Source organism: Geodermatophilus sp. SYSU D00879, assembly GCF_054050375.1.
The window spans coordinates 37797-56660 of the sequence record NZ_JBJGZF010000012.1; the positions used below are offsets into that span (position 1 = coordinate 37797).

At 76.8% G+C, this 18864-nt stretch carries 21 protein-coding genes; 5 read left to right on the forward strand and 16 right to left on the reverse strand.

The annotated features are described in order from the left end of the window. Positions 1 to 71 precede the first annotated feature (71 nt). Positions 72 to 1220 carry an iron uptake system protein EfeO gene (efeO, locus tag ACI79B_RS15790; RefSeq protein WP_456927777.1) on the reverse strand — a complete coding sequence of 383 codons (1149 nt, stop codon included), beginning with the start codon at positions 1218 to 1220 and terminating at the stop codon, positions 72 to 74. Beyond that, entirely contained in the window at positions 1213 to 2157 is a 945-nt protein-coding gene (gene efeU, locus ACI79B_RS15795) for an iron uptake transporter permease EfeU (protein WP_456927776.1), read from the reverse strand. The genes efeO and efeU overlap by 8 nt, the downstream gene beginning before the upstream one ends. A 144-nt stretch (positions 2158 to 2301) precedes the next feature. Here efeU and ACI79B_RS15800 point away from each other — a divergent pair, with 144 nt between their 5' ends. Continuing rightward, positions 2302 to 3093, forward strand: coding sequence for an enoyl-CoA hydratase-related protein (locus ACI79B_RS15800; RefSeq protein ID WP_456927774.1), 792 nt, complete (start codon positions 2302 to 2304; stop codon positions 3091 to 3093). A 91-nt stretch (positions 3094 to 3184) separates the two neighbouring features. On the opposite strand, the gene ACI79B_RS15805 is transcribed toward ACI79B_RS15800, so the two are convergent. Continuing rightward, positions 3185 to 3436: a hypothetical protein gene (locus ACI79B_RS15805; RefSeq protein ID WP_456927773.1), complete on the reverse strand. Its 252-nt coding sequence runs from the start codon at positions 3434 to 3436 to the stop codon at positions 3185 to 3187. 105 nt (positions 3437 to 3541) lie between these two features. Between ACI79B_RS15805 and ACI79B_RS15810 the strand changes: the two genes are divergently transcribed. After that, positions 3542 to 4180 carry an MBL fold metallo-hydrolase gene (locus ACI79B_RS15810; RefSeq protein WP_456927772.1) on the forward strand — a complete coding sequence of 213 codons (639 nt, stop codon included), beginning with the start codon at positions 3542 to 3544 and terminating at the stop codon, positions 4178 to 4180. Positions 4181 to 4208: 28 nt separating this feature from the next. Here the strand turns inward: ACI79B_RS15810 and ACI79B_RS15815 are convergent, their stop codons facing one another. The 3 genes from ACI79B_RS15815 to ACI79B_RS15825 all read right to left on the reverse strand — a co-directional run bounded on the left by ACI79B_RS15815 (position 4209) and on the right by ACI79B_RS15825 (position 5503). Continuing rightward, a complete protein-coding gene (locus tag ACI79B_RS15815; protein ID WP_456927771.1) occupies positions 4209 to 4478 on the reverse strand; it encodes a GlsB/YeaQ/YmgE family stress response membrane protein in 270 nt (89 codons plus the stop codon). Between the two features lie 96 nt (positions 4479 to 4574). Continuing rightward, complete coding sequence (locus ACI79B_RS15820) at positions 4575 to 5039, reverse strand: SRPBCC family protein (protein ID WP_456927770.1); 465 nt, start codon at positions 5037 to 5039, stop codon at positions 4575 to 4577. Then, the gene (locus ACI79B_RS15825) at positions 5036 to 5503 is read right to left on the reverse strand and encodes a MarR family winged helix-turn-helix transcriptional regulator (protein WP_456927769.1); all 468 of its coding nucleotides are present in this window, start codon (positions 5501 to 5503) and stop codon (positions 5036 to 5038) included. Before ACI79B_RS15825 ends, ACI79B_RS15820 begins: the two co-directional genes overlap by 4 nt. Before the next feature lie 143 nt (positions 5504 to 5646). Here ACI79B_RS15825 and ACI79B_RS15830 point away from each other — a divergent pair, with 143 nt between their 5' ends. Continuing rightward, positions 5647 to 6780 carry a hypothetical protein gene (locus ACI79B_RS15830; protein WP_456927768.1) on the forward strand — a complete coding sequence of 378 codons (1134 nt, stop codon included), beginning with the start codon at positions 5647 to 5649 and terminating at the stop codon, positions 6778 to 6780. Between the two features lie 8 nt (positions 6781 to 6788). Here the strand turns inward: ACI79B_RS15830 and ACI79B_RS15835 are convergent, their stop codons facing one another. The 4 genes from ACI79B_RS15835 to ACI79B_RS15850 all read right to left on the reverse strand — a co-directional run bounded on the left by ACI79B_RS15835 (position 6789) and on the right by ACI79B_RS15850 (position 10967). Beyond that, entirely contained in the window at positions 6789 to 7121 is a 333-nt protein-coding gene (locus ACI79B_RS15835) for a hypothetical protein (RefSeq protein ID WP_456927767.1), read from the reverse strand. Positions 7122 to 7189: 68 nt separating this feature from the next. Further along, complete coding sequence (locus ACI79B_RS15840) at positions 7190 to 7930, reverse strand: GntR family transcriptional regulator (RefSeq protein WP_456927766.1); 741 nt, start codon at positions 7928 to 7930, stop codon at positions 7190 to 7192. A gap of 79 nt (positions 7931 to 8009) precedes the next feature. Further along, positions 8010 to 9131 (reverse strand): metallophosphoesterase, encoded by a 1122-nt coding sequence (locus tag ACI79B_RS15845; protein WP_456927765.1) that lies wholly within the window; start codon positions 9129 to 9131, stop codon positions 8010 to 8012. A gap of 231 nt (positions 9132 to 9362) precedes the next feature. Next, complete coding sequence (locus ACI79B_RS15850) at positions 9363 to 10967, reverse strand: CYTH and CHAD domain-containing protein (protein WP_456927764.1); 1605 nt, start codon at positions 10965 to 10967, stop codon at positions 9363 to 9365. A gap of 125 nt (positions 10968 to 11092) precedes the next feature. On the opposite strand from ACI79B_RS15850, the gene ACI79B_RS15855 reads away from it, so the two are divergent. After that, on the forward strand, positions 11093 to 12085 hold the full coding sequence (locus ACI79B_RS15855; protein WP_456927763.1) for a PRC and DUF2382 domain-containing protein: 993 nt from the start codon (positions 11093 to 11095) through the stop codon (positions 12083 to 12085). On the opposite strand, the gene ACI79B_RS15860 is transcribed toward ACI79B_RS15855, so the two are convergent. The 6 genes from ACI79B_RS15860 to ACI79B_RS15885 are packed head-to-tail and all read right to left on the reverse strand — an operon-like array spanning position 12082 to position 17428. Beyond that, positions 12082 to 12867, reverse strand: a complete 786-nt coding sequence (locus tag ACI79B_RS15860; RefSeq protein ID WP_456927762.1) for a nitrilase-related carbon-nitrogen hydrolase — start codon at positions 12865 to 12867, stop codon at positions 12082 to 12084. The two genes, ACI79B_RS15855 and ACI79B_RS15860, sit on opposite strands and share 4 nt — an antisense overlap. A gap of 22 nt (positions 12868 to 12889) precedes the next feature. Further along, positions 12890 to 14086, reverse strand: coding sequence for a pyridoxal phosphate-dependent aminotransferase (locus ACI79B_RS15865; protein ID WP_456927761.1), 1197 nt, complete (start codon positions 14084 to 14086; stop codon positions 12890 to 12892). After that, entirely contained in the window at positions 14083 to 15579 is a 1497-nt protein-coding gene (locus tag ACI79B_RS15870; RefSeq protein WP_456927760.1) for an RNB domain-containing ribonuclease, read from the reverse strand. Before ACI79B_RS15870 ends, ACI79B_RS15865 begins: the two co-directional genes overlap by 4 nt. After that, positions 15576 to 15791: an RNA-binding S4 domain-containing protein gene (locus ACI79B_RS15875; RefSeq protein WP_456927759.1), complete on the reverse strand. Its 216-nt coding sequence runs from the start codon at positions 15789 to 15791 to the stop codon at positions 15576 to 15578. Before ACI79B_RS15875 ends, ACI79B_RS15870 begins: the two co-directional genes overlap by 4 nt. A 16-nt stretch (positions 15792 to 15807) precedes the next feature. Beyond that, a complete protein-coding gene (locus ACI79B_RS15880; protein ID WP_456927758.1) occupies positions 15808 to 16512 on the reverse strand; it encodes an MOSC domain-containing protein in 705 nt (234 codons plus the stop codon). Positions 16513 to 16519: 7 nt separating this feature from the next. Beyond that, positions 16520 to 17428, reverse strand: coding sequence for an aldose epimerase family protein (locus tag ACI79B_RS15885; protein WP_456927757.1), 909 nt, complete (start codon positions 17426 to 17428; stop codon positions 16520 to 16522). A 240-nt stretch (positions 17429 to 17668) separates the two neighbouring features. Between ACI79B_RS15885 and ACI79B_RS15890 the strand changes: the two genes are divergently transcribed. After that, entirely contained in the window at positions 17669 to 18850 is a 1182-nt protein-coding gene (locus ACI79B_RS15890; RefSeq protein WP_456927756.1) for a DUF222 domain-containing protein, read from the forward strand. The last annotated feature ends 14 nt before the right edge of the window (positions 18851 to 18864 follow it).

Genomic DNA, 18864 nt, shown 5'->3' on the forward strand with positions numbered 1-18864 from the left:
GACGGGGACGGTCTCGCAGGGCGCAACGCCCCGCGGACACCGGCGCGTCCCCGGCGCCGGTGTTCCGCAGGTCACTGGTCCGCGACGACCGCCGCGACCTGGCTGACCGACTCCGACAGCGCGGTGATGCTGTCGGACAGGCCGCGGAGCTGGTCCTCGGTGAGCTGGTCGTGCAGCGTCCAGCCGCCGTCGGTGCGGTACTGCTCGAGCTCGGCCTCGGTGGCGGCGAACCGCTCGTCGATCTCGGCGACCAGGTCGGGGTCGGCCTCCTCGAGGTAGGGGCGCAGCGCCTGGACGGCAGCCTCGGAGCCCTCGAGGTTGGCGGCGAAGTCCCACAGGTCGGTGTGCGAGTAGCGGTCCTCCTCGCCGGTGATCTTGCCGGTGGCGATCTCGTCGAGGAGGGCCTTGGCGCCGTTGGCCAGCTGCAGCGGCTCCAGCGTCGTGTCGTTGGCGAGGTCGACGATCTGCTGCACGTTCTCGAGCAGCTGGTCGGCGTAGGGGGTCATGCCCTCGGTGGTGCCGCCGACCCACAGCGCCTGCTCGATGCGGTGGTAGCCGGTGAAGTCCTCGCCCTCGGCCTGGTCGCCCTCGCGGCCGTCGATGAGCGGGTCGAGGTCGCCGAAGACCTCGGCCACCGGCTCGATCCGCTCCCAGTAGGTGCGCGCCACCGGGTACAGCGCCTTGGCGCCCTCGACGTCGCCCGCCTCGACCGCGTCGACGAACGCGGTGGTCTGCTCGAGCAGCGCGCCGGTCTGGCTCTGCACGTAGCGCTGGTAGTCCGCGCTCGCCCGGGCGAGGGTCTCGTCCTCCGACAGCGACTGCGCCTCCCCGGTGACGGTGAGGTCGCCGCGGATGCCGTCGCCGACCATGCCGGGCTTGCAGGCGGTCTCGTAGCTGCCGGCGGGCAGCTCGACGAGCAGCTCGCGGGTGAGGCCCGGGGCGATGTTCTCCACCTCGCCCATCACCCGGTCGCCCTCGGCGTAGACGTAGAACTCGGTGACCCGGTCGCCGGAGTTGGTGACCTGGAAGCTGTGCGTCCCGGCCGGCAGCTCGCTGCTGGCGACGTCGCAGGCGTCGTCGGTGGCGGCGACGGCGACGGTGTCGGCGGCCTCCCCGCCGCCGGACGCCGCGCCGGAGCCGGTGTCGGCGCTGCCGCACGCGGCGGTGGTCAGCGCGGCCAGCAGGCCGGCCGTGAGCAGGGGGAGGCGGCGGTCACGCACGGACATGCTGGGTGGTCTCCGACGGCTGGGTGGGGATCCGGGCCGGGTCGGCGCCGGAGGGCTGCGGGGCGGCCACCACGTTCGGCGCGGGGGCGGCGGGCGCGGGGGCGGCGGGCGCGGGCGTGCGGGCCGGCCAGAGGAAGGCGACGAGCACCGGCACCAGGTAGGCGACGTGGGCGATCGTCTCGATCACCGTCGGCGTCGCGGTGATGTTGAAGATCCCGGCGATCGCCGCGCCGTACCAGCTGTTCGGGTCGAGGACGCCCGAGATGTCGAAGGCGAGGACGTCCAGGCCGGGCAGGACGCCGGCCTCCTGGAAGTCGTGGACGCCGTACTTGAGGATCCCGGCCGCGACGAAGACCAGCAGCACGCCGCTGACGGTGAAGAACCGCGACAGGTTGATCCGGATGGCGCCCGCGTAGAGGCCGATGCCGATGACGACGGCGGTGAGGACGCCCGCGGAGATGGCCACCAGCGGGGTCGCCGTCGTCGTGGCGCCCTGGGCGGCGGCGTAGAACAGCAGCGTCGTCTCCAGGCCCTCGCGGACCACGGAGAGGAAGGCGACTCCGGCGACGGCGAGCGTGCCCGTGCCCAGCGCCTGCTCCAGCTGCCCGGTGAGCTCGCCCTTGAGCTTCCGGGCGGTCCGGCGCATCCAGAAGATCATCCAGGTGACCAGCGCGACGGCGAGCACCGAGGTGATCGCCTCGAACAGCTCGCGCGAGCGGTAGTCGGCCAGCAGCGTGGTCTCGGTGTAGGTGAGCAGCGCGCCGAAGAGCACCGACAGCGCGACCGCGGCGGCGACGCCCGCCCACAGGGGCAGCAGCTGGCGGCGCCGGCCGGACTTGACCAGGTAGGCGACGAGGATGCTGACCACGAGGGTGGCCTCGAGGCCCTCGCGGAGGCCGATGAGGTAGCTGGCGAGGAACGCCTGGCCCATGGCTGACCCCTCTGTCGGGAACGGTGGGGAACCCCCCGTGTCCGTACTGAGGGCAGGCACACCTTACTCGCCGCGAGCGGGCGACCCGGTCCCCGTCCGCGGGAGGCCCCCTCGGCCGGCCGCGGGCGTGGCAGGGTGACCGGCATGTCAGAGACGACCGCCACCACGACCGTGACCCGCGAGGACGCCGGCGGCGTCGCGACCGTCACGCTGCAGCGGCCCGGGATCTCCCGGGCGATGCGGCGGGAGCTGCTCGAGGTGGTGCAGGGCATCGCCGCCGACGAGTCGGTGCGGGCGGTGCTGGTCACCGGCACCGGCCGGGCGTTCTGCGTGGGCCAGGACCTCGCCGAGCACGTGGAGTCGCTGCGCGGGGACGCCGGGACCTCGCTGTCGGTCGTCGAGGACGAGTACAACCCGCTGGTCCTGGCGCTGGCCGGGCTGCGGGTGCCGGTCGTCGTCGGGATCAACGGCGCCTGCGCCGGCGCGGGCCTGGGGCTCGCGATGGCCGGCGACCTGCGGGTGGCCGCGGCGGGCGCGAAGTTCACGACGGCGTTCACCGGCATCGGGCTGTCCAGCGACTCGGCCCTGGCCGCGCGGCTGGTGCACAGCGTGGGCGTCGCCCGCGCCACCGAGCTGCTGCTGCTCCCCGACGCCTTCCCGGCCGAGACGGCGCTGCAGTGGGGCCTGGTGCACCGGGTCGTCGAGGCCGACCGGGTGGCGGACGAGGCCCGGGCGCTGGCCGAGCGGCTGGCCGCGGGGCCGACGGCGGCCTACCGGGCGGTGAAGACGGTGCTGGCGGGCGCGCCCACCGCCTCGCTGGAGGAGACGCTGGCGCTGGAGGCGCGGCTGCAGACCGAGCTCGGCGGCACCGCCGACCACGCCGAGGCGGTCGAGGCGTTCCTGGCCAAGCGCCCGCCGCGGTTCACGGGCCGCTGACCGGAGGACCCCGTCCTCCCCACCCCTCGCACGCTCGGGGTGGGACCCGGGACGCGGCCGGGGAGCCGAAGAAGGCCCTCCGTCGCGGCCCTCAGGCCCGGCTCAGGGTGGTGCAGGGGCCGCAGACGTCGCGGGCCGACGTCGGCCAGTCCTCGTCGAGGGTGACGCGGGCGAGCGTGCCGCAGAGGGTGAGCTCGCAGGCGCCGTCGACCTCGGACGCCGCGCGGTGCAGCTCGACGGCGTGCCACAGGGCGGCGGTCGGGCCGTGGGCGCGGCTGCGGGCGGCGACGTAGGCGGTCGCGGCGAACGCGGTGGGGGCGGTCGGGGCGGCGGTGGGGGCCATGCAGCGAGGGTCGACAGGGCGCCCGGCCCCCGGGAGCCGGGCCGCCGCGGTGTCACCCACCCGGGTGAGACGGCGGGCCCGCGGGGGCGACGGCAGGATGGCCCCGTGGAGCTGACGAAGCACGGGCACGCCTGCGTCGTGATCAGTGACGGCGACCGGCGGCTGGTCGTCGACCCGGGCGCCTTCACCGACCCGGCGGCGCTCGAGGGGGCGACCGCGGTGCTGGTGACGCACGAGCACCCCGACCACTTCGTCGCCGACCGGCTGCGTGCGGCGCTGGAGGTCGACCCGGCGCTGGAGGTGTGGACGAACCCGTCCGTCGCGGAGCGGCTGGACGGCCCCGGGAGCCGGGTGCACGCGGTGGGCGACGGCGACGCGCTGACCGTCGCGGGCTTCGACGTGCAGGTCCACGGCGAGTGGCACGCGGTGGTCCACCCGGACCTGCCCCGGGTGCGCAACGTGGGCTTCCTGGTCGAGGGCCAGGTGTTCCACCCCGGCGACGCGTTCACCGTGCCGGGGACGCCGGTGCCCACGCTGCTGGTGCCGCTGCACGCGCCGTGGTCCAAGGCGGCCGAGGTGATCGACTACCTGCGGGCCGTGGACGCCGACCAGGCCTTCGCCGTGCACGACGGCCTGCTCAACGACACCGGGCTGGGCCTGATGGCCGGACTGCTGGGCGAGCGCGGCCCGGGCACGCCCACCCCCTACGGCCGGCTGGCCCCGGGGGAGGCGGTCGAGCTCTGAGGCCCGCCGCCGCCCCCGGGGGCGGGGGTCAGCGGCGGACGGCGCCGCGGTGCGAGCGGGCCGAGATGCCCTCGGCGACGCCGATCAGCAGGACGGCGGCGACCACGGCGAGGACGAAGCCCAGGACGTTGAGCTCCCAGATGCTCCCGGTGCCGAAGAACTGGGCGATGAGCCCGCCGATGAGCGAGCCGACCACGCCGAGGGCCAGGGTGGCGAGGATGCCCAGGTGCTGCTTGCCCGGGACGATGAGGCGGGCCAGGGCCCCGATGATCAGGCCGGCCACGAGGAAACCGATCACGACGATCCTCCGGTGGGTGCGTGGCGCCCGGCCGGTCGCCGGGCGCGCCTGCAGGTCATCTACCCGCGTGATCACGGCGCACACCCCGGCCGCTCGTCACCGGTCCGCGGGGACCTGCTCCACGTGCGCCGGGAGCTTGTCCAGCTCGTCGTCGACGGTGCGCTGCACGAACTGCTGCACGGCGCGGCGGGCCAGCCGGTCGGCCAGCCGGGGACGGCGGGGCTCGTGGGTGAGCGTGATGGTCACCCGGGTGGCGCCGCCGGCGGCGTCGTCGAGCTCGATGCGCGTCGTCCACGTCTCGGGGGTGAGGTCGAGCCGGGTGGTGACCACCCGCTCGGCCTCCCACTCGACGATCTCCCCGCGCGGGGCGCCCTCGCGGGGGGTCCCGTCGGCGGGCAGGCGGCCGGGGACGCAGACGAACCGGGCGCCCTTCCCGGACCGGCCGCCCTCGACGACGTAGGAGACGTCGCAGACGGCGCAGTAGGGCTCCAGCACGGCCAGCGCCCGCCACACCCGGCGGCGTGGCGCGGCCACCTCCCGGGTCCCGCTCGCCGTGGTCACGTCCCGACGGTAGACGGGGGCCCGCCGCTGGGTGCCGGGGCGAGGTCGGCGAGCACGGCCCGGGCGACGGCCCAGCGCTCCTCCCCCACCCGGCGCGCCCAGTCCCGCTCGACGTCGGCCAGGCGCCGGCGCACCGCCTCCTCGACCTCCCGGCCGCGGCCGGTGCGCCGGACCAGCCGGGCCCGCCCGTCGGAGGGGTCGGGGAGCACCTCGACGTACCCGCCGGCCTGCAGCGGCGCGAGCGCCTGGGCCAGCGCCTGCTTGGTGTGCCCGCTGTCGGCGGCCAGCCGGCTCAGCCGCTCCCCCTCCGGCGGCAGCATCGCCAGCAGCCGGTAGTGCCGCATGCGCAGGCCCGGGTAGCGCGCGTCGCTGAGGGCGTAGAGGTCGTCCCGGATCAGGGTCATCGCCTGCTCGAGCAGCGTGGTGAGCAGGACGGGGCGTTCTCGGTTGACGGGATCGGACAAGCGGCTTCACCATCCACCCACCGTCAGACAAGCGGCTTGACCATCCTCCCACGGGAGCCCGCGATGACGACCTCGCCCTGGCTGGCGCTGTTCCGCCCCGTGCACCTCCACCTCCCACCGCGCCCCGGCCCGCGGCGTCCGCGGTGACCGGCCTGCCCGGCGGGACGACCGTCGCCGAGCTGCTGCCCGCGCTGCGCCGCCGGTCCGGCGACCCGGGGCTCGAGGTCGAGGCGGTGACCTGCCGCCCGCTGGAGCACGACGCCAGCGCGCCGTCGACGCGGGCGCTGACCCGGGTCGCCGTCGAGGGCCGGGGGTCCGGCGGGCGGGTGGTGCTGCGCCTGGTCGCCAAGGAGCTGCAGGCCGCCCGGTACGGCCTGCCGCCCCAGATGCCCGACGACGCCCGCGCGCACCTGGACGAGGTCATCCCGTGGCGGTTGGAGGCCGACGTCCTGGCCGCCGGCGTCGCCGGGTGCGCCCCGCCCGGGCTCCGCCCGCCGGACGTCGTGGCGGTGCACGAGCAGCCCGGCGACCGGCTGACCCTCTGGCTTGAGGACGCCGAGCCGGTGGACGCCCCGTGGACGGCGGAGGACACCCTGCGCGCCGCGGAGGCCCTCGGCCGGCTGGCCGCCCGCCGCCGCGGCCGGCCGTGGCCGCCGATGCCGGGCGGGGACTTCCTCACCGTCTACCGGGACGAGCAGCTGGGCGCCTGGGCGGTCCCCTGGCTGCGGGACGACGCCACCTGGGCCGCGCCGGTCATGCGGGTGCCCGAGGTCGTGGCCCTGCGGGAGGAGGTGTGCGCGCTGGCCTCCCGCGTCGACGACGTCCACGCCCGCCTCGCCGCGCTGCCGGTGCTGCCCGCCCACGGGGACGCGACCCCGATGAACCTGCTCCGCCCCGCCGCGGCGCCGGACACGTTCGTGCTGGTCGACTGGGCGATGGCCGGCCCGGCGCCGGCCGGCTTCGACCTCGTGCCGCTGCTGTTCGGCCGGGCGGAGTGCGGGGCCGGCCCACCCGACGAGGTCCCCGCCCTGCTCGGCCCGGCGGTCGCCGCCCACGCCCGCGGGCTGGCGGCCGAGGGCGTCGACGTGTCCCCCGCCGAGCTGGAGACCGGGGTGCTGCTGGCCGCGCTGCTGCGCTACCCGTGCACCGGCCTGCCGCTGCACCTGCTGTTCGAGCCGGTGACCGGCGAGGTGCTCGGCCACGTGGCGCGCCGGGCGGCCTTCGTCCGGATGGTGCTCGACCTCGAGCCGCGGCTGGCCGCGCTCAGCGGCCGCTGACGTCGCGCTCAAAGCTGCAGGGTCGCCGCGGCGAGCAGGTAGGCCGCGGACACGGCCGCCGGGTCGTGCAGGTCCCCCGGGTCCTCCGCCGCCGCCCGGGACCGCGCGCGCACCGCGGCCCCGGGGTCGCCGGCGACGAGGTCCTCGGCGAGCCCGGCGACGACGGCGAGGGCGTCGTGCTCGTCCAGGTCGTCGAGGACGAGGCCGTCGTGGAGGAGCGTCGCCGCCTCGAGGAACACCTCGCGGGCCGCCTCGGCGTCCACCTCGGGCCGCGCCCGCGCGACCGCCTCCGCGGTCGCCAGGAAGCGGGCGCGCAGTGCGGCTGCGACGTCGGGCGGCACGCCGGGAGCCTGCCAGCGGGCCCGTCCCCCGGTCGAGCGGATGTCCCGGTCGCCGTCCCCCGGCGTCCTCAGCGGCCGGTGACCGAGACCTCGAACTCGACCTGGCTCACGTCCGGCCGCAGCCGGGAGAAGCTGTGCACCAGCGGGTGCCCGGCGCTGTCGCGCACCGTGGTGCGGACGACCAGCAGCGGGGAGCCGGCGGCGATCCGCAGCAGGTCGGCCTCGTCCGGGGCGGCGGTGCCGACGTCGACGACGATGCGGGCGTGCGCGAGGTCGGCGCCGTACTCCCGGCGCAGGAAGTCGTACAGCGAGCCCTCGCTGAAGTCCTCCTCCGCGGCCCGCGGGTAGAGCGCGGCGGGCAGGAAGCTGTGCGCCACGTGGTTGGGCGCGCCGTCGACGCTGCGCAGCCGCTCCAGCTCGACGACGTCCTCGGCGACGTCGAGGGACAGCTCGGCGGCCACCGACGACGGCGCCGGTACGACCCGCTGGGTGAGCACCGTCGTCCCCACCTGGGCGCCCTGCTCGGCCATCACCGAGCTCCACCCGGCGATGCGGTGGACGAAGCTCTCGCGGTACTCGTGCCGGATCGCCGGGCGGGTGACGTAGGTGCCCCGGCCCTGCTCGCGCACGAGGTGGCCGTCGGCGACCAGCCCGTCGACGGCGCGGCGCAGGGTGATCCGGCTGACGCCGTACTCGGCGCACAGCGTGGGCTCCGGGGGCAGCAGGGCCCCCTCGGGCATCGCGGCGACCCGGCGCCGCAGGTGCTCACGGACCGAGAGGTACTTCGGTCCCGCCGTCGCCGCTGTCACGAGCGCCAGACTATGCGGGAGCAGACGTCTGAGGACGTCATGTCGTATGAGACGTCTCTCGCTCGGGTGACGTCCACCTTCACGGTGCCCGGAGTTCGACCACGGTCACCTCGGGCCGCGCGCCGATCCGCATGGGCGGTCCCCAGTACCCGGCACCGGTCGTCACGTACAGCTGCGTGTCGCCGTGCCGCGACCAGCCCTCCACCGCGGGCTGGTCGAGCCGGATGGCGTAGTCGAAGGGCCACAGCTGCCCGCCGTGCGTGTGCCCGGACAGCTGCAGGTCCACCCCGGCGGCCCGCGCCTGGTCGACCATGTGCGGCTGGTGGGCGAGCAGCACCACCGGCGTCGCGTCGTCGCGGCCGTCGAGGGCGGCGTCGAGGTCCGCCCCGTGCCCGGGGACGCCCGAGCCGGCCGCGGTGCGGTCGTCGATGCCGGCCAGGTCGAACGACGCGCCGCCGCGGGTGATCGGCACCCGCTCGTTGCGCAGCACCTCGACGCCGAGGGTGGGCAGGTGCCGCAGCCAAGCGGTGGTGTCGACGAAGTACTCGTGGTTGCCGGTGACGAAGAAGACGCCCTGCTCGCTGACCAGGTCGGCCAGCGGCGCGACCTCCTCGCGCAGCTCGTCGACCTCGCCGTCGACCAGGTCGCCGACGATCGCCACGACGTCGGGGCGCTGGGAGTTGACGATCTCGACCAGCCGCTCGAAGCGCCGCCCGCCGTAGGTGGCCGACAGGTGGCCGTCGGAGAAGGTGACGATCCGCAGGCCGTCGAGCGCCGGGTCAAGCCGCGGCAGGGTGACCGGCACCCGGCGGACGACGGGCGCGGAGTTGGCGAGGTGGACGCCGGTGCCCGCGGTGCCCAGCGCCACCGCGCCGGCGGTGACGGCCAGCGAGCGGGCGAGGAACAGCCGGCGGGAGGGGTCGGCGACGACCTCGCGGTCCTCCGGCCGCGGGGCCGGCTCCGGGTCCGGGCCGACGGCGGGGACCGGTGCCGGCGCGGCCGGGGCGGCGACGGGGACCGGGGGCCGGCGGGTCCAGCGGCGCAGCACCAGGCGGACCGGCTCCAGCACGAGCAGCGCGAGGAACGCGTAGAAGGCGATCCCGAGCCAGGTGTAGGCGACCCAGTCCAGCGGTGCGGCGGCGTCCAGGGGCAGCGTGCGGCGCAGCAGCACCGCGGCGGCGGGCAGCAGGGCGAGCACCACGGTGAGGGCGGTGAGCCGCCGCCGCGCCCGGCCGGGCCGGGTGGTGCTCCTGACCAGGCGCCACCAGAGGTAGGCGTGCAGGAGGAGCAGGGCGAGCAGGACGACCGTCCCGAAACCGAGCAGACCGATCAGGGACAGGACGGACCTCGCTTCGGCTGTGCGGGAGACACCACGGCAGGAGACGTGCGGGCGGCCCGGGGTGTTCCCGCCCCGGGCCGGCGCCCCGCCGTCTCAGGCCTTGACGGCCGCCTTCACCGCGGGGCGCAGGGAGGGCTCGAGCGCCCAGAACCGCTGGTCGGCGTGCTCGGCGCGCAGCTCCTCCAGCGCGTGCAGCCGGCCGTAGGCGAAGGTGTCCTCCCCCGCCCCCACGGCGGCCGCGGCCAGCCGCAGGCACCACTGCCGGGCGACGACGGTGTCCTGGGCCTCGCCGAGCACGTCCTGCACCTCCTTCATGCAGGCGACCAGGGCCTCGGCCGGCGCCCCGAGCACCGGCGCGGCGACCTCGGCGGTGTAGCGGACCCGCTTGGCCGCCTTGCGGACCTCGTGGAGGGCGTGCTCGGTCTCGTCCTCGTGCGCGCCCGGGTCCTCGGCCTCGCGCTCGCGGGCCTCGTCGATGCGGGCCTGCATCCGCTTGCCGGTGCGCCTGACCGCGTCGACGAGGACGGCGTGCGCGGGCTCACCGGCCGCCTCGAGGAGCGGCGGGTCGGCGAGCAGCGCGTCGAGGGCGTCGAGCAGCGCCAGGTGCCGCCGGTCCGACAGCGCCCGGACCGCCGCCTTGCGGCCCCGCTCGACGTCGGCGACCTCGGTGGACTGCAGCCGGGCGGCCACCGGGCCGCGGACCAGCTCGACCGGCTGCGCCCGGACGACGGACTTGAGGTGCTCGAGGGCCACCTCGCCGTCGCGGGCGCCGGAGAGCGCGGCGCCGATCCACTGCAGCTCGTCGCGGACCGGGTCGGTGGCGGTGCGGTCGAGCACCGGCCGGAACGCGGCCAGGATGCTGCGCAGCCGGCGGCAGGCCACGCGCAGGTCGTGCACGCCCTCGGGGTCGCCGGTGCGGACGCCGATGTCCGCGGTCTGCAGAGCCTCGACCTGGGTCCGCAGCGCGCCGAGCACCACCTCGCCCGCCGTCGGCCCGTTCTGCTTCCGCTTCCTCTTCCCCTTCTTGTCGCCGTCCCCGTCCTCCGCGGCGGCCGGCGGGCGCGGCGGGGCGAGCGCGGCGAGCCGGTCGGCCAGCACGCGGGAGAGCTTGGACGGCAGGGCGGAGGGCTCGATGCCCGCCGCGGCCAGCGCCTCGGTGACGCCGTCGAGGAGCGCCCGGTCGCCCTCGACGAGCTCCACCTCCAGCTCGCGCCAGGTCATGACGGTCGCCGGGCTCTCGGGGTCGGGGGCCAGCGCGGTGCCGGTGACGGTGTCGGCGGCGACCTCCGCGAGGACGCGGCCCTCGCCGTCGAGCAGGTGCGTGACCTGCCGCGTCGTCTGCAGGGTGGCGACCGGTTCCGGCCGCGCGCCGCGCAGCACGGCGGTCACCGGCTCGGTCACCGCCCGCGGCACGACCGTGCGCCGGGTGCCCAGCGGGGCGTGCACCTCCCGGCGGGAGCCCGCGACGGCGGTGGGGAGCTTGAGGTGCCAGCCGGCGTCGGTGCCGCCGGTCCGCCGGCGCAGCGTGATCCGCGCGCGGGCCAGCCGCAGGTCCGGGGTGTCGTAGTAGGTGGCGTCCAGGTCGTGGGTGACCGGGTCCCCCATCGACGCCACGCCGTCCACGGTCGTCAGGTCGGGGAGGACGACGTCCGGCCCCGTCTCGAACTTGCGCTCGACCTCGAGCTGTCCGCTGCCCACGTCGTCCTCCTCTTGGATGACCCTCCGCGCACGACGGTAGGCGTCCGGGTGTCGGAAGACACCGGCACGGGCACTCCCCGGCGGAAACGACGCCAGCCGGGGTGTCGACGGAGGAGGCGAGCACCGTGTTGAGCGAGCGAGACCTGTCCGCGGCGATCGGGAGCACGGTCCAGGGCCCAGACGGCGAGAAGATCGGCACCGTCGAGAGCTTCTTCGTCGACGACCGCACCGGCGCGCCCACCTGGGTGGCCGTGAGCACCGGCCTGTTCGGCACCCGGCACTCGATCGTCCCGGCCACGCAGGCGACCTTCGACGACGGCGTGCTGAGCGTGCCCGTGCACAAGGACGCCGTCCGGTCCGCCCCGCACCTGGGCGGCGACCACCTCGGCCCGGAGGAGGAGGCCGCGCTGCGGCAGCACTACGGGCTGACGGCCGGCGCGGCGCCCGGCGTCGCGGCCGGGCAGCCGGGGACGCCGTCGGCGACCGGCCCGGCCCCCGCGGCGACCGGGCCCGCGACCGACCTGCCGGTCACCGGCGCGGCGGTGGCGGACACGCCGACCCGGCCGGTCCCCCCGCCGGCCACCACGACGCGGACCACCACCGAGCAGGCCGCCCCGCCCCCGCCGGCGGAGCCCGCCGCCGGGTACGCCGCGCCGGCCGCGGACGGCGCCATGACGCGCAGCGAGGAGCAGCTGCGCGTGGGCACCGAGCAGGTGGCCGCCACGCGGGTGCGGCTGGTCAAGTACGTGGTCACCGAGGAGGTGCAGGTGACCGTGCCGATCCGGCGCGAGGAGATCCGCGTCGAGCACGTGCCCCTCGACGCCCCCGACCTCCCCGGCGAGTCGCTGCAGCCCGCCGACGGGACGGCGCCCGCCGCCGGCGCGCCGGGCACCGGCACCGGGGGCCTGCCCGGGGAGATCGTGCTGCACGCCGAGCGGCCGGTGGTGTCGGTCGAGGTCGTGCCGGTCGAGCGGGTCCGGCTGACCACCGAGGTGGTGCAGGGCCAGGAGCGGGTCAGCGAGCAGGTGCGGCGGGAGCAGATCGTCGTCGACCAGACGCGCTCGCCCCAGCCGGGACGGGCTGGAACGGCCCCGCTGCAGGGGCCCGCCGCGAGCTAGCGAGCGGCGGGGGGCAGCGGGGTCCTCCGACGGTCGGCGAGGAAGGCGAACCGCTTGCGGGTGGCGGTGACCTCGGCGGGGTCGACGTCGGCCAGCACGAGCGTCTCGCCACCCGCGGCGGCGGCCAGCACCTCGCCCATCGGGTCCACGACCCGGCTGTCGCCGGCGTGGTGCAGGCCGTCGCCGCCGGTACCGACCCGGTTGCAGGCGACCACGTAGGCCTGGTTCTCGATGGCGCGCGCCTGCAGCAGCGTCGTCCAGTGGTGCCGGCGGGCCGAGGGCCAGTTCGCCGTCACGAGGTAGACGTCGGTGGTCTCGGCGGCGGCCCAGAACACGTCCGCGAAGCGCAGGTCGTAGCAGACGAACGGCGTGATCCGCAGCTCGCCGACGGTCACCGTCACCGGGCCGTCGCCGGCGCGGTAGCGCTCGGCCTCGCCGCCGTGGGTGAACGGGTGCAGCTTGCGGTAGCGGTGCACCGTGCCGTCGGGCCCGGCGAGGACGAACGAGTTGTACGGCAGGTCCGCGCCCGGGGCGATCTCCGGGCAGGTGCCGGCCACCCAGACGCCGTGCTCGGCGGCCTGCGCGCGCAGGAAGGACGCCGACGGGCCGTCCTCGGGCTCGCCGATGCCCGGCGTCATCGAGAAGCCGGTGGAGAACGTCTCGCTGAGCAGCACGAACCCCGCCCCGGCGGCCGCCGCGCGGGCGACCTGCGGCGCCAGGCGGGCGTAGTTGGCCTCCCGGTCCTCCCAGACGATGTCGTGCTGGACGATGCCGAACCTCACGCTGCGCCTCCCCGGCCGGACCTCATGGGGACATCCTGCCCAGGCGGGCCACGGCCTCGGTGAGCACCTCGTCGCGCTTGCAGAAGGCGAACCGCACGAGGTGGCGGCCGAGGTCGGCGTGGCCCGCCGTCCAGAAGACGCCGGCGGGCACCGCCACCACCCCCGCCCGCTCGGGCAGCGCGCGGCAGAAGGCCAGGCCGTCGCCGTCGGGCTGCACCCCGCGGACGTCGACCATCGCGAAGTAGGTGGCCTGCGGGCTGATGGTGGGCAGGCCCGCCGAGCGCAGCCCGGCGACCAGGACGTCGCGGCGGCGCTGCAGGTCGCGGGCGATGCCGGTGAAGTAGGCGTCGGGCAGCGCGAGCCCGGCGGCGATCGCGGGCTGGAAGGGCCCGGCGTTGACATAGGTGAGGAACTGCTTGGCGGTGCGGACGGCGCCCACCAGCGGCGCCGGCCCGCAAGCCCAGCCCACCTTCCAGCCGGTCGTGCTGAACGTCTTGCCGCCGCTGCCGACCACCAGCGTCCGCTCCCGCAGCCCCGGGAGGGTCGCCGCGGAGACGTGCTCGGCGCCGTCGAACACCAGGTGCTCGTAGACCTCGTCGGTGACCAGCAGCAGGCCCGCCCCGAGGACCACCTCCGCGACCAGGTCCAGCTCGGCGCGGCTGAACACCTTGCCGGTGGGGTTGTGCGGGGTGTTGAGCAGCAGCAGCCTCGCCCGCGGGGTGACGGCGGCACGCAGGTCGGCGGGGTCGAACGCCCAGACGCCGCCCTCGGTGTCGGCCGGCGGCGGGCTCAGCGGGACCGGCCGGAGGACGCCGCCGGCCATGGCCACCGCCGCGGCGTAGCTGTCGTAGACCGGCTCGAACAGGACCACCTCGTCGCCGGGCTCGACCAGCGCCAGCATCGCGGCGGTCAGCGCCTCGGTGGCGCCGGCGGTCACCAGCACCTCGGTGTCGGGGTCGTACGTGAGCCCGCGGAAGCGCTGCACGTGCGCGGCGATCGCCGTCCGGAGCTCCGGGGTGCCGGGGCCGGGCGGGTACTGGTCGGCCATGGTGCCGACGGCGGCGCGGGCGACGTCGAGCACCTCGGCGGGGCCGGGGGTGTCGGGGAAGCCCTGGCCGAGGTTGATCGACCCGGTGGCGACGGCGAGCGCGCTCATCTCGGCGAACACCGTCGTCCCGAAGCCCTGCAGGCGGTCGGCGAGGTACGGCTCGCGGCTCACGCGGCCACCTCGAAGCGGACCGAGCGGCGGGGGACGTCGGCCTCGGTGAGCCGCACCCGCACCCGGGAGCCGGCGGCCGGGGCGGTGCCGGTGCAGCGGGCCCGGATCGCGGGCTCGGCGAGGACGACGGTGCCGCGGTCGCCGTCGGCGTCCACCACGACGGCGTCGAAGAGGGCGCCCTCCCGGCCGGCGAGCAGCCAGGCCTCGGTGGCGTCGACGGCGGCCCGCTCGACCGCCCGGGTGCGCCGGTCGGAGGCGGCCATGAGGCCGGGCAGCTCCGGCAGCGCGGCGCGCACCGCGGGGTCGGGCTCGCGGCCGGCGGCCAGGGCGAGGCAGACCTCGGTGGCGAACCGGTCGACCAGCCGGCGCAGCGGGGCGGTGACGTGCGCGTACGGGGCGCCGACGCCGGCGTGGCCGGTCTGCCCGGGCGAGGCGCCGTCGAAGGGCGTGTAGGCAGCGCCGCGGAGCAGGGCGGCCGCCTCCTCGAGGAAGGCCGCGTGCCGGGGATCGGTGACGTCGAGCCCGGCGAGCACCTCCCCCGGCCCGGCACCGCCCGGCCACCGCACGCCGAGCGCGGGGGCCAGCCGGCGCAGCCGCGCGACGTCCTCCGGCCGGGCGGGCGGCAGGGTGCGCAGCACGCCGACGCCGCCGTCGAGCATGAGCCGGGCCGCGACCCGGCCGGTGAGCAGCGAGACCTGCGCGTTCCAGCCCTCGACCGGCAGGTCCGCGCGGGCGACCAGCGTCCAGCCGCCGTCCGGGCCGCGCACCACCTGCTGCTCCGGGGTGCCGAGCTCGATGGCGCCGCGGTCGGCCGCGCGCCGCTCCAGCAACCGGCCGACCTCGGGCAGCAGGGCGACCGGGTCGGGCAGGGTGCCGGCGTCGGCCTGCGCCTGGACGTCGGGGTAGGCCAGCTGCGCGCGGCTGCGGACGCGGGCCCGCCGCAGGTCGACGCCGCGCACCTCGCCGTCGGCGTCGAGCCGGATCGTCCACAGCGCGGCGGCGCGGTCCACCCCGGGCAGCAGGCTGGCCGCGCCCTCGCCGAGCACCGGCGGGTGCAGCGGAGTGCGCCGGTCGGGGCTGTAGAGGGTCTGGCCGCGGCGCCGCGCCTCGGCGTCGAGCGCCCCGCCGGAGGCCACCACCGAGCCGACGTCGGCGATCGCGTAGCGGACGACGTAGCCGCCGTCCTCCCGCGCCAGGTGCACCGCCTGGTCGAGGTCGCGGCTGCCCGGCGGGTCGACCGTGACCAGCGGGAGCGCGGTGGCGTCCTCGTCCGGCAGCGGGAGGGCCGCCGCGACCCGCTCGGCCTCGGCGAGCACGTCGGCCGGGAAGGACTCGGGGACGTCGTGCTCCGCGCGGATCGCGGCGAAGTCCGGCCCGGCGGGAGCGGCGTCCGGCCACCGCGGCAGGGCCAGCGGGAAGCGGTCCCTGGTCGCGGGGAACCCGGCATCCAGAGGTGCGTCGTCGTTCCACGTGGAACCGGCGCCGTCGGTCATGCGATGCGCACGTCCTCGGCGCCCTCGATCGAGACGACGTCGCCCCGGCGCACCTGCCGGCCGCGGCGGTCCTCGGGCTCGCCGTTCACGCGGACCGCGCCGGTGACCAGCACGTCCTTGACCTGCGCGCCGGTCGGCACGGCGTCGACGAGCTTGAGCAGCTGACCGAGGCGGATGGAGTCCTCACCGGGACGCAGTTCGACGGTGCGCACGACGTCGATCGTGCCCTCAGGCGGGGACGAGCGCGTCGCCGACGGCCACCCGGCCGGGCACCGGGACCAGCGCGCCGACCGCCAGGGTGCCGCCGCGCTCGCGGTGCACGGTCTTGAGGACGCCGGTGTCGCGGCCGATGCCGCCCGGCTGCGGCCGGGTCACCATGACGCAGCGGCTGACCGGCTTGAGCACGTCGAGCACCGCGGCGCCCAGCCGCACCGTGGACCCGACCAGGTCGTCCTCGCCCGCGCCGTCGAGCAGCACGTTGGCGCGGAACCGCCGCCGGTCCCAGGTGCCGAGCGTGCCGGTGGAGACGAGGGAGACGCGGATCCGCGAGCTGTCGTGGAAGGCACCGGACGCGCCCTCCCAGGCGTCCCACGGGCCGCCGTCCTCGTCGTCGACCGGGTCCTCGTACTGCCGCGGGCCCCGGACGGCCTCCGCCGCGCGCAGGGCCACCGGCTTCCCGAGCCAGTCGGAGAGGACCGCGTCGTCGGCGGTGACCGTGCCGTCGGGCAGGACCACCTCGACGCCGCCGTCGGTGCGCAGCCGGCCGGAGGCGAACAGCAGGTCGGGGACGCGGCGGGCGGTGAGGCCGAAGCCGGTGGACCGGTCGAACAGCGCCCACCGGCGGTCTCCGGCCAGTCCCTCGGGGCCGACGTCGACGGCGTCGAGCCGCTCGCCCTGCAGCGACTTCACCGGGTAGCGCCAGAGCTCCTGCACCCGCACCTCAGGCCGCCGTCCAGGACAGCGTCCACGTGCCGGACCAGGTCTCCCCCGGGTCGAGGACGACGAGGTCGGCGTCGTCGGCCAGCGCGTTCGGCGGGCAGGTCATCGGCTCGACGGCGAGGCTGCGCCGGCGCTGGCCCTCGGGCAGCGTGTCGCCGCTGTAGACCTGCAGCCACGGCCAGGACCGGTCGACGGCGAGCTCGAGCGTGCCCGCGGCGCCGCGCAGCCGGACCCGCGCCCAGCCGTCGTCGTCGCGGTCGAGGTCGGTGACGGCGTCGTCGAGGGCGCGCTCGCCGATCCGGCCGACCGCGCCGTCGAAGGGCCGGCGGGTGCCGGTGGGCAGGCCGCCGTCGAGGTCGAGGGCGGTGCGCGCCGGGACGGTGAGCTCGGCGTCGCGGATGCCTCCGTCGGCGCCCGCCCCGACCGACAGGTAGGGGTGCATGCCGACGCCGAACGGCGCGGGCCGGTCCCCGGCGTTGCGGACCCGGACGGTGACGGTGAGCCGGTCCTCGGCGAGGAGGTGGTCGAGGGCGGCCGCGAGGCGGAACGGGTAGCCGGGGCGGGCCTCGACGACGGTCCCGACGGTGACCGCGTCGGAGTGGCGGGCCAGCACCTCCCAGCGCTGCCAGGTGACCAGGCCGTGCGTGGCGGGCTTGCCGGGCGCGGCGACGTCGAGCTGGAGCCGCTGCCCCTGCCAGGTCCACTGCCCGTCGCGCAGCCGGTTGGGCCAGGGCAGCAGGACACCGCCGCGCCGTCCGACGGGCACCGTGCCGGCGGGATAGCCGTCGAGGACGTCCCAGCCGCCGGCGGTGAGGGCGCGCAGCCCGCCGCCGCGCAGGTCGACGGCGAGGCGGGCATCGCCGCGGACGAGCTCCACCTCCGCCGGTTCCGTCTGCGGCCAGGCGGTCATGGGCGGCACGCTCACCGGCTCACCCCACCACATCCCGGCAGCCCGGCCCAGCGGTCCTCGTGCTGCGCCGGCGGTGTCCCTCCGTTCTGGGCGGCGGTGCGTCGGGCGGGACCCGGCCCGACCCGCCGTTCACACGGGTCGACCTCCCCGCCCTGTCCAGGGTCTCGCGAGATCTGTGGACAGCCTTCTGACCTGGGAATTCACGCCGCGCGAGGCCGCCGGATCCACTAGACTTCGGTCATGTGTTCGGGTGAGCTGAGCAGTGGCGGGGACGTCCTCGACGACGTCGCCGCGCTGGTCGCCGAGCGCAACCGGATCGACGCCGGACTCGCCCGGGCCGTACGGGCGGCCGAGCTCTCCCAGGCACCGGAGCGGGACGGCCTGAGGTCGATGGCCTCCTGGCTGCGCGGGCACTGCCGGCTGTCGACGGCGGAGGCCTCCCGGCTGGTGCGCAACGGCCGGGCGCTGGAGCACCTGCCGGCGCTGGCCGAGGCGCACGACGCCGGGCTGGCGTCCGCCGAGCAGGTCGCCGTCGCGGCGCGGGCGGTGACGCCCGAACGCCTCACCGCAGCTGCGGCGGCCGGGGTGGACCTGGCCGTCATCGACGCGGTCCTCACCGGAGTCGCCGCCGAGCGGGACCACCGGGACCTGGTGCAGGTCGTCGAGCACTACCTGAACGACCTGCACCCCGACGGACCCGAGCCGGACCCCACCGAGGGCCGGTCGTTGACCCTGTCGAAGCACGCCGACGGGTCGCTGACCATCCGCGGCCACCTGGACGCGGTCGGCGGGGAGAAGCTGCAGACCGCCCTCGAGGCCCACGTGCAGGCCGACCGCCCCGCCGGTGACGAGCGCACCCGCGCCCAGCGCCTCGGCGATGCCCTCGTCCAGGTGGCCGACAACGTGCTGGCCACCGGTGGGGTGCCGGTGCTGCGCGGGGTGAAGCCGCAGGTCGTCGTGAAGGTCGATGTCGAGGACCTCGCGGCTGGGAGGGGCAGCGCGGAGCTCGGCTCCGGCGCGCTCGTCTCCGCCGCCCGGGCCCGCTGGCTGGCCTGCAACGGCGCGATCGCCCGGGTGGTCATGGGGCCCGACGGCGTGCCGCTCGACGTGGGCCGGGACCACCGGCTGGCCACCCGGGGCATCCGCCGCGCCGTGGAGGTCCGGGACGGCGGCTGCGTCTTCACCGGCTGCGACGCCCCGACCTGGTGGTGCGACGCCCACCACCTGGTGCACTGGCTCGACGGCGGTGAGACGTCGCTGGAGAACTCGGCGCTCTTGTGCGAACGCCACCACACCGAGGTCCACCACGGCTTCCGCGTCGAGCGGCAACCGGACGGCCGATGGCGCACCTGGCGCCCCGACGGCACCGAGATCACCATGCCGGCACCGCTGCGGCCACCACCGCTGGCGCCCGCCGCCTGACCTCCGCGCCCGGA